The 15,166-nt window shown below is 44.7% G+C and carries 15 protein-coding genes; 14 read left to right on the forward strand and 1 reads right to left on the reverse strand.

What is annotated here, in order from left to right:
• The first annotated feature begins 31 nt into the window (after window positions 1-31).
• From V6668_RS04060 to V6668_RS04120, 13 genes are all read left to right on the forward strand, one after another.
• The gene (locus tag V6668_RS04060) at window positions 32-1,087 is read left to right on the forward strand and encodes a hypothetical protein (protein ID WP_338707756.1); all 1,056 of its coding nucleotides are present in this window, start codon (window positions 32-34) and stop codon (window positions 1,085-1,087) included.
• 389 nt (window positions 1,088-1,476) lie between these two features.
• Window positions 1,477-2,406, forward strand: coding sequence for an NAD-dependent epimerase/dehydratase family protein (locus V6668_RS04065; protein WP_211083169.1), 930 nt, complete (start codon window positions 1,477-1,479; stop codon window positions 2,404-2,406).
• 13 nt (window positions 2,407-2,419) lie between these two features.
• Window positions 2,420-2,671 (forward strand): acyl carrier protein, encoded by a 252-nt coding sequence (locus tag V6668_RS04070; protein ID WP_036668367.1) that lies wholly within the window; start codon window positions 2,420-2,422, stop codon window positions 2,669-2,671.
• Window positions 2,672-2,853: 182 nt separating this feature from the next.
• A complete protein-coding gene (locus V6668_RS04075; protein ID WP_338707757.1) occupies window positions 2,854-4,026 on the forward strand; it encodes a hypothetical protein in 1,173 nt (390 codons plus the stop codon).
• A 44-nt stretch (window positions 4,027-4,070) separates the two neighbouring features.
• Window positions 4,071-5,186, forward strand: a complete 1,116-nt coding sequence (locus tag V6668_RS04080; RefSeq protein ID WP_338707758.1) for a UDP-glucuronosyltransferase — start codon at window positions 4,071-4,073, stop codon at window positions 5,184-5,186.
• A 27-nt stretch (window positions 5,187-5,213) separates the two neighbouring features.
• Entirely contained in the window at window positions 5,214-6,308 is a 1,095-nt protein-coding gene (locus V6668_RS04085) for a radical SAM protein (protein WP_338707759.1), read from the forward strand.
• A gap of 42 nt (window positions 6,309-6,350) precedes the next feature.
• Window positions 6,351-7,529 carry a radical SAM/SPASM domain-containing protein gene (locus V6668_RS04090; protein WP_338707760.1) on the forward strand — a complete coding sequence of 393 codons (1,179 nt, stop codon included), beginning with the start codon at window positions 6,351-6,353 and terminating at the stop codon, window positions 7,527-7,529.
• A 32-nt stretch (window positions 7,530-7,561) separates the two neighbouring features.
• Entirely contained in the window at window positions 7,562-8,566 is a 1,005-nt protein-coding gene (locus V6668_RS04095; protein WP_338707761.1) for an ABC transporter ATP-binding protein, read from the forward strand.
• A gap of 55 nt (window positions 8,567-8,621) precedes the next feature.
• On the forward strand, window positions 8,622-9,353 hold the full coding sequence (locus tag V6668_RS04100; protein ID WP_338707762.1) for an ABC transporter permease: 732 nt from the start codon (window positions 8,622-8,624) through the stop codon (window positions 9,351-9,353).
• A 4-nt stretch (window positions 9,354-9,357) separates the two neighbouring features.
• Window positions 9,358-10,170: an ABC transporter permease gene (locus V6668_RS04105; RefSeq protein ID WP_017690645.1), complete on the forward strand. Its 813-nt coding sequence runs from the start codon at window positions 9,358-9,360 to the stop codon at window positions 10,168-10,170.
• A 40-nt stretch (window positions 10,171-10,210) separates the two neighbouring features.
• Window positions 10,211-11,059 carry an FkbM family methyltransferase gene (locus tag V6668_RS04110; RefSeq protein WP_036606035.1) on the forward strand — a complete coding sequence of 283 codons (849 nt, stop codon included), beginning with the start codon at window positions 10,211-10,213 and terminating at the stop codon, window positions 11,057-11,059.
• Window positions 11,060-11,064: 5 nt separating this feature from the next.
• Window positions 11,065-12,018: a class I SAM-dependent methyltransferase gene (locus V6668_RS04115; RefSeq protein WP_051446948.1), complete on the forward strand. Its 954-nt coding sequence runs from the start codon at window positions 11,065-11,067 to the stop codon at window positions 12,016-12,018.
• 46 nt (window positions 12,019-12,064) lie between these two features.
• A complete protein-coding gene (locus V6668_RS04120) occupies window positions 12,065-13,099 on the forward strand; it encodes a hypothetical protein (protein WP_036606034.1) in 1,035 nt (344 codons plus the stop codon).
• A gap of 316 nt (window positions 13,100-13,415) precedes the next feature.
• On the opposite strand, the gene V6668_RS04125 is transcribed toward V6668_RS04120, so the two are convergent.
• Entirely contained in the window at window positions 13,416-14,354 is a 939-nt protein-coding gene (locus tag V6668_RS04125) for a ketopantoate reductase family protein (protein WP_036606033.1), read from the reverse strand.
• A gap of 149 nt (window positions 14,355-14,503) precedes the next feature.
• Between V6668_RS04125 and V6668_RS04130 the strand changes: the two genes are divergently transcribed.
• Window positions 14,504-15,085 (forward strand): TetR/AcrR family transcriptional regulator, encoded by a 582-nt coding sequence (locus V6668_RS04130; RefSeq protein ID WP_017690637.1) that lies wholly within the window; start codon window positions 14,504-14,506, stop codon window positions 15,083-15,085.
• The last annotated feature ends 81 nt before the right edge of the window (window positions 15,086-15,166 follow it).

Below are 15,166 nucleotides of genomic sequence, written 5' to 3' on the forward strand. Positions count from 1 at the left end.
TTTAACCAGATAACGAGGGGTGAACGAAAGATTGAAGAATTCAACTCAAACGTTAGGCAGAAAAATATTGCCGGTCAGTTATCCGATGATTACAACCTATACGCAACATGCTCATCTCTTGTCCATACTTACCCATTACGAGTGCGCACACCCATGGATATTTAGCAATTATATTCAATTATTTATTAACAAAGATTATAAACATCATTGGGGAGATTTTTATTTCCCTCTGACTTATGAGCTGCGGCCTTCGGATGCGTGCAAATGGATTACTACTCAAAAGATACATAGAGATACTGTAACAACTAAATGGGACTCTGTTATTCATTTTATTATAGAAAATATTAATGCTAATAACTATGTCCACACCATGGTCAATTATTTCTACGTGCCCCTAAGCGATCGCTATAATAGACTTCAATTGCATCATGACATATTTGTTTACGGCTATGATTTGGATAGAGAGATGTTGTATGTTTCCGATTTTTTTAAGAACGGGGTGTATAGTCAGGCTGAGATATCATTTACTGATTTCAATCTTGCGTTCGACACAAATCATCTAACAACCAATCATGATTATCTTAGAAAAATGGTTTATCTGTATAGATTCAATGATCAATATCAGGATAAATTCAGTGCAGATACCCTAGTGAATTCTATAAGAAATTATTTCACTAAGCAAACGCCGGAGTATTGGCAGATGTTCAACTATGGGGGCGACAGGGATAATCTTGACTTCGGCATGCAAATATACACAACTCTATTTAATTATGCGAAAGAGACATTGGAAAATAAGGCTATGCTTGATATAAGACCCTTTCATTTAATTTATGATCATAAGAAGATAATGACGCTAAGATTCAAGTACTTGTACGATAATCAGCATTTAATTGAATTAAATCAAGAGCATATAGATGAATTCACAGCTATTGAACTTCAGGCAAAGATCCTTGTGAATCTAGCGATTAAATATAATTTGACAAAGGATACGAGTATTTCCGAAAGCTTACAAACGCTGATTACGAATATAGAAAATGAAGAATCCATATTCCTTGAACGATGGCTGAAGAAGGTAGTTATTCAGTAATGTTGAGGGAGCAGATGATGTCAGTTGTGGATATCTCTTCTTGCACCCGAATAGAAGCTTTAGCGCGAAGCCCGTGGTGATCCGGGCATATTTATGGAAGGAGTGATGCCGGGATTATAATCGTTGGGAGACAGCGTGTTGAGTAAGCCAAACCGTTGCTCTTGTATTAAAGATTCCGTTTGCTGACAGCCTATTGCCTTCTTGTCTTTCAACGATCCGCATTGCTTCAAGCGCTTTTTTCCGGCACAACCACAGCGAATCCACTCACCTCAAGAATCTCTCCTGGTATTTGACCCAACATCTTGTGATTCATGCATAGAACCATATCTGTTCGATTGAATTAATAGTGGTTTCACAAACCTTAAGCAAGGGGGGGGATCATAATATTCATTGTATTAACAGGAGTCGCAGGCTTCATCGGTTCCAACCTTGCCGAGAGGCTGCTGCGGGAAGGCCATACCGTTATCGGCGTCGATAATTTTCTGACCGGGTCTACTGTCAACATAGACAATCTCTTACGGTCGCCCAATTTCAAGTTTATCGAGCATGACGTCATTTATCCGCTCGCAATTGAAGGCCCTGTCGATTGGGTGATGCATTTTGCCAGTCCTGCCAGTCCGCCCAAATATTTGTCCTATCCGATCGAAACGATGAGGGTCAACAGCGAAGGGACGATGCATCTGCTGTATCTGGCCAAAGAAAAGCAGGCTGCTTTCTTCTTGGCTTCAACAAGCGAGATCTACGGTAACCCAACTGTTCACCCTCAGCCGGAAAGCTACTATGGCAACGTGAATTCGGTTGGAGCAAGAAGCTGCTACAACGAAGCGAAGCGGTATGCAGAGGCGATCACCTACTGGATGAACAGGAAATACGGTATACCGGTAAGGGTCATTCGGATCTTCAATACATTCGGCCCGAAGATGGATTTAAATGACGGACGCGTCATTACCAATTTCATTAATGAAATCATGTCCAAGCAAAACCTTACGATTTATGGCGACGGCAGACAGACGAGAAGCTTTCAGTATATCGACGATTTGCTGGAAGGGATTGTGAGACTGCTGAGCACCACGTATGAACAGCCAGTCAATTTGGGGAATCCGGAGGAAGTTACCATACTTGAAGTCGCCCAAATATTGAAGGAGCTAATGAAGTCCAACGCGCAGTTAGAGTTTCTCCCGCTGCCGGAAGACGATCCAAGGAGAAGGAAGCCGGACATTACCATTTCAAGGACGATTATGGACTGGGAACCGGCGATCAGTTTGCATGATGCACTCGCTAGAACGATCCATTATTACCAGGGTCAATATATTCATTAAACGGGAGGTACCTATGCAAGAACAGATCATAGCGATGATATGCGAAATCAAGGAAGACGCCCAACTGGCAAACAGTTTGAACGAGCATTCGAACATCATGGAAGACGGGGGATTGGACTCTTTACAGCTAATTACTTTTGTACTACAGGTGGAAGAGCGTTTCGGTATTGAAATCGATTTTGAACAATTCGACTTCAATCTTATGGAGTCGGTAACGACCTTCTGCAATTATATCTCGGAGCTGCAGAAAACAGCGCCTGTATGAACGATAGACGCAAGTTCGAGCTCATTATCGGGACATTTGACGCGGAACGCTTCTGGCGCGACCCTAATCTAGCCAAACTGCCGTCGTTTCACGATCCTGAAATGGAGAATATCGTGATGGCCATGGATGAGCTGCTCTTCCCATTTTGCGAGGCGCAGGATAAGCTCATTACTCGCTATCGAATGAACGTTTGCCATAAAGAGTATTTGCATGAGATCGGATTTAAATTTCTTTCCAATTCAACCGATCTCGAGAGTCCTGATGTAGGAAGCGTAGGCAGAACCGCCAATATATTCGACCTGCTCACATCAGCCGATCGAATGGGTGACATGGATCTCTACTTGCTGGACGGCGCCCGGTTGTCGCCCTTTGCCGTCATTCCGGGGGTAGATCGTACTGCAGCGCGTTACGGGCTGGAACAGGATTTTCCAGCTATCGAAACGGTTCAGACTGTCAATTCGAAGCTGTATTCAACCGAATTGAACCGTCGCCTTGATCTTCGGTGTGACAGCCAGACGGTCTATTCTCCCGAAGAGCTGCTGGCAAGCGGCTTGACTTTGCTGAATCAAGGACCCTTCCTGATCAAAGATGAGTTTGGGGTATCCGGGAAAGGGAATTTGCTGATCGAGTCGGAAGCGATTTTGCAGCGAGTCACATCCTATGTCGCCGATCAGTGCAGCAAGGGAAAAACGGTTCGGTTTATTATTGAGCCGTTCCTCCGCAAGGAATTGGATTTTTCTTGCCAATTCCACATCGATTCGGACGGTACTTACCGACATATCTCAGTGCAGCAGTTGGTTAATCGCAATTTCGCTTACCAAGGCTCCTATACAGCAGACGATAGGTTGCTTCATATGCTGCAGGAAGCGAAGTATTTTGATGTAATGAAACGGGCGGCTCGCGAGCTTTATCGGTCGGGTTATCACGGCGACGTATGCGTCGATTCTATGCTGTTGACAGACGGCCGCATCGTTCCGATTGTTGAGGTGAATGCAAGAAGATCGATGAGTCTGATCAAGCATTACGTTGACCGCTACCTGAAGAAGCACGACACGGCCGGGAGCATGACGCATGCGACTTTACAGTTTGCATGCGATGTATCATTCGATCAATTGCTTGAATCGCTGGACCGCGAGGGTGTTCTATATAAGCCTGATCGAGGATTCGGTATTTTACCGTTAAGCGCGAATACGCTCCTTATTAACAAAGTCGTCAGCGAGTGCAAGGGGATCCGGAATAAGCAGGTGAAAGGCAGATTATATTATTCGTTGATCCAGGGGGAATGGGATAACGAACGATTGACCGCTAAGGTTAAGGAGGTGCTGTCGTCGTTATCCTTCAAGATCGCCCGCTGATGCAGTCCGAAGCGCTTAAAGCCATGAATGGAGGAAGAAATTTTATGGGTAAGCGGAAAGTGACGATTCTATGCTCGGGTTTCGGTCTGGGTTTCTATATTCCCGGTCTGTTAGCTGCAAGTGATTTCGAGAGAAGGGATATCGCGACGGAAGTGCTCGTGTTCGAAAGCTATTTGGAGCAAGACAAGATGGATCATATTGTAGACAGCAGAAAGGCTTATCACAATAATTTCGCACTTGCCAATTTATCGGCCCGAATGCCGATGGATATCCGGGGCAGCATTGATTATGCCCAGGTCGAGCTATTGCTGGAGGCGTGGAAAGCGGAAGACCGGTACGAATTCATATCGTTATCCGGACACTGGATCTATATTCTGGATTTGTATAGGGAGAAGATGCTGCCGAATCAAATTCATGTAGACCTGCTCTACGTCGATTCAGATCTGGCCCCGTCTTGGAAGAGCTTGAAGAAGTTTCATTCTCGCTATGACGAGTATTATTACAATGCTTGTCTCTATGACACTGACAAGATGGAGATTCGATGCGAAATCCCAGTTCTTCATCGTACGGCACTGCCCTTCGACTCAAGGAAGCGGCGGCTTGTTGTTCATGGTGGCGGCTGGGGGATGGGCACTTATCAAAGTACAATTCCAGAGCTTGCCGGCCATAACTATGGGCTTGATATCGTAGCTTACGATTGGAAGGAAGCGAAGCCCGATCCCGATCACCGATATTGGATGAATGATCCGGAATGGTGTGCATGGGTGAAGAGTGCGAACGGCCTGCACGAGTTTCCGCCATACATCGAAATAACGGGAGAAGACACGAAGTCATACGCGGCTGAGGTTGATCATCATTGGTTATTCGATATCGCTTCGGAGGCGATGGCTATCGTGGCCAAGCCGGGAGCGGGCACATTAATCGACTCGCTTGCATCCGAAACACCTCTTATTCTGCTGGAGCCGTTCGGAAGTCACGAGCTTAGCAATTTGGAATTGTGGGAATCACTGGGGTTCGGAATACGCTACGAGAAGTGGCGGGAGATGGATTTTTCCGTAGAGGTCCTTAGGGAGATGCATCAAGCGATCATGAACAGACCCGGAGAACGGACGAATTATGTGGATCATTATTGTGCGAGAGTCGCGTTAACGAAGGGGTAAGATTTCAATGGCAGAAGGGGTTATGCGATGAGCGTAAACAAATTGAGTGTCGTCCAAGATAAGACAAAGACAAGCTATCCGAGATGGATCGTCATGCAGCTGTTGGAGGAGTGTAATTTACGATGCAAGATGTGCTATGAGTGGGGACTCGAAGGGCCCTACAAAAGCAAAAAAACGTTAGCGCATCTGGATCCGGATCTCATTAAAAAGATCATCGTCGAGTGCAGCCCGGGCAAGCCGTATTACGATTTCTTCGGCGGCGAGCCGCTGATGTACCCTTGGCTGAGCGACATTCTCGCCATGATCAATCACTATGGAAGTAAAGCGGACTTCCCCACGAATGGCACATTGCTTGAGCAGCATGCCGAGATGCTTGTCGAGACTGCTCCAAATAAGATCTGGATGTCGCTCGACGGCCCTGAGGAAATCAACGATAAGCAGAGAGGCAAAGGCGTATTCAAGAAAGTAATCAAGGGGATCGAGAAGCTTTATGAGCTTCGGGAAAGCAAGGGCAAGCAATTTCCGAAAATGGGTGTATCCTTTATCATTACGCCCTTGAACTATATGTACGTTGAGGAATTTTTCTTTAAGCATATCGACTTGTCGATGTTGGACCATATCAGCATGGAAGTGCAGCTCTATGCAACGGAAGAGCAGTATGCCCAATATGTGGAGGTTCTTAGTGACAAATTCGACGTGCATGAAGCTCCTTATGCCAAGGGGATGGTCTGGGGGGACACCAGTTCGTTCAGCCAGATCGATATTCCGGAATTGACGAGACAGCTCAATAATGTTAAAGCGTATTGCTTGAAAAACCGCATCCATGTGATCACCTATCCGAAGACGATAGATGAACAAAATTTGAGTAACTATTTCTCGGGGCAATTCCATCAGATGGCTGATAAACGAAATCGGTGCTCCCTTCCATGGGTTTATGCGGAGATTACGGCAAGGGGCGACGTTTCGCCCTGCCATGCCTTCTACGATTTGACCTTCGGCAACGTGAACGAAGAGAGTTTGCTAGATATCTGGAGTAGTGACAAGTACAAAGATTATCGCGCGTATATGAAAAAAAATATGCTTCCGATTTGTACGGCTTGTTCAAGGTATTATATCTATTGATTCATGTGAATGACCTAATAAGTTTAAGAAGGGTGTGTTGATATGAATCCAAAATCAGAGATTAAACATTCCCCAAAGGATTTGCAAATATTGAAACGTACTATCAAGAATACGGTGGAAACAAAGCGGAACATGGAGAAAATAGCGGGTTACGCGACACCGTTGCCAGAGTCGGTCGGGATTAAACTGACGAACCAATGCAACTTGCGCTGCAAGCATTGCTATCAATGGAACGACACCGGCTACCATCACTTTATGACACCGGAGCAGCAGCGGGAACAGCTCGACTACGGGCTGCTGGAGAAGCTGATCCTTGAGACGGAACCAGCCAAGTCGAGACTCTATATCTGGGGCGGCGAGCCGCTCGTATACAGCCATTTCGACCGTTTGGCCGATTTGCTTGAAGCCCATCCTCGCGAGACGACGATCTGCACGAACGCGATGCTGATCGAGCGAAAGCTGGACGCCTTGCTGAGAATCTCCGACAATCTGGAGCTGCTCATTGCACTTGATGGATTCGAAGAAGAGAATGATGCGCTTCGCGGCAAAGGGGTATTCAACAAGGCGATAGATGCTATTCGGATGCTAGTCGAGCTGCGCAAGGAAAACCGATTCAGGGGCAAAATTACGATCCATACCGTCGTTAACGATGCTATGACCGACAAGCTTTACGATCTGCTGGACTTTCTGGAGGACGTCGGTGTAGATATGGTCATGGTCTGCTTCCCGTGGTACATCTCGGACGAATGCACGCAGGGAATGGACGATTACTTTGACCAGAAGTTCGACTTCCTTCCGGCGAGCGAGCACAAGGGCGAACGAAGCTGGCACGCCTTTAACTACAAGCTCGATCCGGAGCGTATCCCTGCTTTGATGAGCGAGTTGGACCGGGTGAATAATCGGGTCTGGAAAATGCGTTTACGCTACCAGCCGAATCTGGATTATGACCAGATCGAAGATTTCGTGCTCGGCAAAGAGGTGAAGAGTAAAGGCACGATGAACAAGAAGTGCCTGGCTCTCTCGAACCGGATGGATATTACGCCCGATGGAACGATTGTTGCATGCAAATTTTTTAAGGAGTTCGAGATCGGCAAATTAAATGAAGCGTCCGTACAGGAATTATGGCACGGCATGACCTACAGAAGGATAAGGGAAATGATGGATGAACGACTGACACCGGCATGTTCCAAGTGCAGTGTCTTGCATTTGCACGGTGTTTAACTATTCTACATGAGCATAAATGAGGTGAACCAGTGAGCATTATCCAAGTGGAACGCTTATCCAAAAGCTTCAATTACTACGAAAAAGAATTGGGTTTCAAAAAATCGCTAAAAAATTTAGTGAAGCGGAAATCACTGATCAAAGAAGCGGTTAGCGAGATATCACTTGTAATCGAGCAAGGCGAGATGGTCGGATTCTTAGGCCCGAACGGTTCCGGCAAAACAACTACGCTTAAGATGTTGTCCGGCATCTTGTATCCGACAAGCGGGCAAGCGACGGTATTAGGCTATGTCCCTTGGGAGCGAAAAAAAGATTTCAAGATGCAGTTCTCGATCGTGATGGGGCAGAAATCGCAGTTGTGGTGGGATTTACCGGCGAACGAATCGTTGTACCTGAACAAATGCATTTATGAGGTCGAGGATAAGCCCTACAACCTTGTCCTGGATGAGCTTACGGAGATGCTTGATGTTAAAGATCTGCTCAATATTCAGGTACGTAGGCTTTCGCTGGGGGAACGGATGAAGATGGAGCTAATTGCGTCGCTCATCCACCGGCCTAAGGTGATTTTTCTGGATGAGCCTACAATCGGACTCGATCTGATTTCGCAGAAGCGCATTCGGGAGTTCCTGAAGTATTATAACCAGCAGACGAAAGCAACGGTCATTCTGACAAGCCACTATATGGCGGATATTGAGGATTTATGCAAACGAACAATCATCATCAATCAAGGGAAGATCGTATACGACGGCGATCTTCGGCGTGTGAACGAGCTGTTTCATGCAAAAAAGATCATCAAGCTGCAATTTACGGACGAAGTGCCGAGGCAAGCGCTAAGCGACTATGGCGCTATCATGCAACATGACGGCATGAATGCCGTCATGGAGATCGATAAGCATGACCTTCAGCGGCTTTCCAAGATGATGCTGGACCGGTTCCCGATCCTCGATTTCACAGTTGAAGATATACCTGTCGAGCGAGGCATCGAAAGCTTGTATCAGAAAGATGGGGTCAGACATGAAAGCCTTACAGAAGTATAAAAGGACGTACATCCTAGCGCTTCAGAATGCGATGGAGTATCGGACCGATTTCTTTATGAGTATCATCAGCGGCGGCTTCATCATTCTCGTCCAATGCTTCCTCTGGACGGCCGTGTTTCGCAGTTCGCCGCAAGAGATTATTAATGGCTATACTTATTCACAGATCATCATTTATTCCGTGTTGTCCGGCGTCGTCTCCAAGCTGGTTTCTGCCGGCTTCGAAGGGGAAATCGCGAATGATATCAAGACGGGTGGACTGAGCAAATTTATCGCTCAGCCCATTCATTATTTCAGCTATCGGATATGCAATTTTTTCGGTGGGAAAACGGTTCAGATCGGGGTCGTCCTTGTCTTATTCGTCATACTGATGATCGTTTTTACTCAGATTTGGGGGTTTCAGCTTAGAGGGGTGCAGATCGTTATGTTCCTGGTCAGCATTCTGTTCGGACTGCTCATCAACTTCCTGCTTTTTTATTCGATTAGTGCTCTCGCGTTCATCATTACCGAGGTGTGGGGCGTTTATATCGCGTTCAATCAAGGCGTCTATCTGCTAAGTGGTGCCATCTTTCCGCTTAATATTTTCGGAGATACGTTTGCCAGAATCTCCAGCTATTTACCGTTTCAATATGTCGTATTCTTCCCGGTTAACATCATCAATGGGAGCATGGCGATTCATGAAATCGTGCGCGGACTCCTCTTACAAGCGGTCTGGGTAATTGTGCTTATGATGATTTCGAAGTTGTCGTGGGATTCCGGGATGAGGAAATATGTAGCCGTTGGAGGTTAGATCTGTGAGTATCAGCTTGACGGAGTTTCGGAAGCATGTACGTATGTTCTTTATTTTCGCAAAGAACAGCTTGGTCGGTTACATGGAATACAAAGCGAATTTCTACTCCGGTTTGATCATGGAGACCGTATTTCTGTTTTCCAAGCTGATCTATATCTTGTTCGTTTTCCAGCTCGGGATCGAAATCAATGGCATTTCTCCTGACCAGATGTTGATCTTCACGGGGACCTATACGATTATGATCGCAATCTATACAGGACTGTTTATGGATAACTTTTATAGATTCGCCGGCCATATCCGCAACGGGACGCTGGACTTGTATATGACGAAGCCGCTTTCGCTGCAGTTCATGATTTCATTCCGGCACGTTAACTTCGCGTTTCCGATCCCGAACCTGATCGCCGGGATCACGATGATCGTACTGGCTTGGCGGCGTCTTGACATCGAGCCAAGCTTGATCCACGTGGCCGGATATATCGGCGTGATCTTGAGTAGCACGATCGTGACCTATTCGGTGCTTCTACTTCCGCAAATCCTTGCCTTCTGGACGGTGAAGTCCGGTTCGATCTTCGAAATACTCGACAAATGTTGGGATTTAAACAATATGCCGATGTACATATACCCCAAATGGCTGCGGAGAATAGGGCTGTATGTTGTGCCGATCTTGTTCATCACCAACATGCCGTCGGTTTATTTGATCGATCGATTGGACTTGTTCCTTGGGATATGGATTTTTGTAGCTCCCGTTATATCGCTTCTAGTGGTCAGGCTGTTCTGGAAGCTGGCCGTCAAACGCTATGAAAGCGCCAGCAGTTAGAGAAATGCCCTACAAACAAATTGTTGAGAAGGTGAATTGAATGAGCAAGACGGAGCATGAGCGTCATCCATTGCAGACAGAGGCCATTACAAAGAAACGGCTGCACAACGGGATTGAAATCTATCAAAACAACGAAGGAGAGACCGAGTTTCTCTACAACGAGATTTTCCACAAGGAGATGTATTTCAAGCACGGTATTACGCTTCCGGATCATGGCACGGTCCTGGACGTCGGGGCTAATATCGGCATGTTCAGCCTATATGTCAGCAGCAAGAGCGACTGCAGGGTGTATGCCTTTGAGCCACTGCCTCCGACGTTTAAACTCTTGAAGATGAATACGAGTTCGCTGCCTCGCGTAACGACGGTTAACGTCGGGCTTTCCAATGAGATCAAGGAAGCGGAGTTTGCCTATTTTCCTACGATGTCCACGGACTCTGTCCAGATCAAATACAGGGAGAACCACGATCAGGATCTCCGATACGGGTTAATCAACCATTACGAAGATAATTTCGCTGACCGGCGAATGCTAAACCGCTTTGTCGATCATCTTATGTCGCCGAAGCTTCTGAATGAACAAATCTATCGTTGCAAGCTAACTACGATCTCCGAAATGATCCGTTTTTATGATCTGAACCAAATTGATCTGCTCAAAATCGACGTGGAAAAAAGTGAGTTTGAGGTGCTGGAAGGAATCGAACCGGAAGATTGGGGCAAAATCAGGCAAATTGTAATGGAGGTACACGGACTGGATGGAGAGCAGATCAGCAGGCTCGAGAACATCTTCCAAACCAACGGCTTCTATGCCGTGATCGATTACTACGAAGATTTGAATATCCCAAATTACTATAATGTGTACGCGTTGAATCAAATGCATACGTCGGCTGGGTGATAGTCATGTTACAACATCTACATGCAAGGTTGGTATGCTCCAGCTGCAAGGGCGTGCTGGTCCAGTCGGAGGCATTGCTGCAATGCTGCAGCTGCGATGCGGTATATACGAACGATGACCGTTATGTATCGATGCTCGACCGGCGTGAGCAGTTTGTCCACCCTTCCGAATGGAATCGGAAAGAGGCTGAAATTCGGGATTATAGCGAGATTTCGCACTCTCTTGCGCTGTCCGGTATAGGCCGATTCGCCACCTTCTTAAATTATGGTTACGTCCCGCACGGGAATGAGCAACATGCGGTGATCGAGCCCGACGATGCATGGAATAGAAACTCGGTCAAGCTGCTGCTTGAGACAGTGGGCAGGACGGCGATTCGGGAGCGGCAGGTGATCGACATCGGATGCGGCAGGGGAGGGAACATAGCAGCTCTGTCTAAATATTTCAAGCCGCTGTCTATTGTCGGTCTCGACATCTGCCCGGCGAATATTGCCTATTGCAATGCCAAATCCCGAGGGGGTGAATCTTTGTATCTCGTCGGCGATGCGGAGAATATACCGTTTGCAGACGAGAGCTTCGATGTGGTGTTAAATATAGAATCCGCACATGCCTATCCGAACCGATCACGATTCTATGAAGAGGTGTACCGGATAATGAGAGTTGGCGGCGTATTTCTGTATACGGAGCTGATGCTGGGAGATCAGGTAGCGCAGAACATCAGGCTGTTAGAGGAAGCAGGCCTGTCTGTAATCCGCAATCAGGATGTGACTTCGAATGTTCTTCTATCATGTGATGAGAGTGCGAAGCAGCGTACTGGCACACAAGGGATTGCGAGCAACGCCAAAGCGAGCACGAATATTGGAGATATCAATGAATTCATCGCATTGCCCGGCTCGAAGAAATATGAAGAGATGAAGGCTGGAACGCGGCAATACCGTATGATGAACCTTGTTAAGAGGTAATATAGCCGTAATATCAACAATAATTTTAGTATAGGAGAAATATTTTATGGAAGAAATTATTTCCCTGGACACCTTTCAGCCCTTCGACGGCATGACAAAAATGTATCCTCATCATAATTTTCCTTATTTTAATTGCGGCTACAATTTGTTGTTAACGCTTGCCAGATATTTTAAAAAAGATGAGTTGCCGATTTTGAATAATGTTATTAGTATTTATAGATTTGATAAACAAAAAATACAAACAAGAGGATATTTCAAGTTAGAGGTGTTGGATCTTGAGGAGGGAGATCAGATCCTTGAGGAAATGGGGATCTCTATTCGTAAAAAATCCCCTGAACTAGATACGTTACAAGATGAGATCATAAACTCTATTTCAAGTGGTCATCCGATTTCCATATTTATTGATTTATTTTATCAACGCGGGAGAGACTTTTACTATAACAAAAAACATGGACTGCACCCTGTTTTTGTCTATGGCTTCAATCTTACGAACGAGGAAATATATACGGTTGATGATATTACAGAATACAGACAATATTCTCTGCCATTTTCAGAATTTAAATGGTCATGTATGACTTCGGAACACGTAAAGATGCCAGACTACTTTTGGGAATATGCGCTAGTGCCCCCCGGTAATCATGAGATCTTGAACAATAAGAATTTAGCACACACAACCATCAATACATTCGTAGAAAATATGTGCAGGTATCAAAATGAAATAACGGAAAGTTTGAATAATATACTGTTGTTGGCAGAAAATTACGAGCTCATTATAAAAAATGAAACGATTATAGAAACACTGAGCAGTACTATTTATAGAAAATGTTCTGAGAAATACAGGTTAAATACTCTCTATAAGTACAACATTGATCATATCAATGCAAAAAATACGCTTGACCCGTTATTGGACCAAATTATTCATGACTGGAAGACAGTAAGGATCTATTCGAATAAAGCCATCATGTCCCAAAAGTTCACTGGGGAAATCATAGACAAGTGCATTGGTTTAGTTACAAAAATATATACGAATGAAGTACATTTTCATAATCAATTATTTTTAATGTTAAAGGCTTTCAGGTAAAATCACATCTAATATTGCTAGAAATGAGCCGCATCAACAGGCATACTGTGCATGTGTCTTTTCATCTTATGAAAACCGCCGCTTTCTGCATCAACACTTTAAACACAAACGGCAGAGATGCCGTTTTTTTTGATTTTGTTACAGCACACTAGTCATGTGGAGTCAGTGTAGCGATGTTGGTTAGGGTGTAGTGTTTTGAAGCTACATTTACCTGTTTTAATAAATTACTTTGCCCGAAGCTTCTAAAGCTCGGGCTATAGTTGTTATAACCATTAGTAGAGTTGATGTTGGTCTGAACAATATCCAATTTTTCAGTTTATCCGTTTTTAATAGCTGTGTGTTGTTCAATGTTTTCTAATGCCAAGGTAAGGCGTGGCAAAGGTATACCTAACTTTTTGGCTTCTCTCACAACTTCAAGTACTGCAAAACCGGCTTTACTATTGTTGTATTCAATGAAAAGTCGCGGTAAGCTGCCCTTTGCAAAAATAACCTTGTTAAACAGCGTGCCGAGAAGTGCTGATGGAATTTTGGTCAACAGTAGAGTAATCGCGTCCATCTTTGCGCCTCTTGCTTTAAGTACAGGTGCCATTTCCCGCATATTCTTACCAACATTTGCGAATGAGTCACGATGATTCATAAGTGCTGGAAAACTTCCCCGTTTTAACACCTCGGTCTCCATCGCCGCATTCACGGCAAAGTGATTCCATAGCCAGCTTTGCATATCCTTTATCCAATTGATTTTAAAATGGGCGCTTTCAAATAGTTCTTTGACCTTGTTGTTTATCTGTTCCGTGCCTACACGTGGTTTTTCCAGAAATATCGTTTTTAAGAAGCCGCCCCTAAGCTTATTGTCCTCAATGCCGCCTCCTGCTCCTGGGAAACCAAAGACAACATTGTTCATAGACAAGGGCAAGATCGATGATTTTAAATCCTGCCAAATATTATTGAAAATAAGGATCGGGGTGTTACCCGCGGTAGTCGATAGTAATTGTGCTGCTTCGGGAAGTTGTTTCGTGTTGACACTCGCAATAATAAGATCGTAATTTGGGCTTATCTCCTCATGCAGCTTGACTTTCCAGTTTTCCTTGATTAACCGTTTCGCTCTTCGTGCGTCCCACATTTCAAGCGCTATATGACTTCCGAAGGTTTCTTTTCTCCTTTTTCTAACGTAAAACTCAACGGTGTGGCCTGCCTTTTCGAAAGCCCACGCGTATTGGGTCGATATTACACCTCTACCGAAAAATAAAATTCTCATCTTAGCCTCCTAATAATCAATATTCATCCTTGTTGATGATCCAACAACGTGTTGTATAATATTATTGTATTGATTCACTATACGGTCATCAACCATCAGATTTTTAATATCTGTCGGATAATTGATCGAACAGCAAACGGAGGCAAATAATGAAAAAGCAACCTGAAATTACGGACAAAACAAGGCAGACATTCATAAATGTATTCTGCGATTTATATAGCCAAAAACCCATCGAAAAAATATCTATTCAAGAGATTGCTAACCAATCAGGATATAATCGGAGTACATTTTATCAATACTTTACAGATATCTATGAGTTGTTGGACTGCGTTGAAGAGCGTATTTTGAAATCCATTAAGGAGGAAATGGCAGGCAGAGAGTTTTCTACACATACTATTCAAGATGCACTTCAATGCTTAGAAAATGCAGAGGAGATTTCAGTTCTTAAAGCTATATTGGGCGACTATGGTTCTGTTCATTTTGTGGAACGCTTGAAAAGAGAAATTCCCTTTGAGCGATTGATTGTGGATTTTCCAACAGATGATGTCTTGGCACCATATATCATCGAGTTTTACATTTCAACATTAATATCTATGTTTCGTCTTTGGATACGCAACGACAAAGATCTATCGTCGGAGGAATTGATCAAACTGATCGATAGTCTATTTTCAAAGGGGATAACACCGTATCATATCTTTGGCACGGTCAATCCGCAGCGTTCTGGAGTGTAGCGATGATGGTTAGAAAGCTAAACATAAACATAAGGGGTTCGAGAATTTATACATAATTCTCGAACCCCTTCTTGTCTTTGT

The sequence above is a fragment of the Paenibacillus amylolyticus genome (assembly GCF_036894225.1).
In the GTDB taxonomy this organism is placed as follows: Bacteria; Bacillota; Bacilli; order Paenibacillales; family Paenibacillaceae; genus Paenibacillus; species Paenibacillus amylolyticus.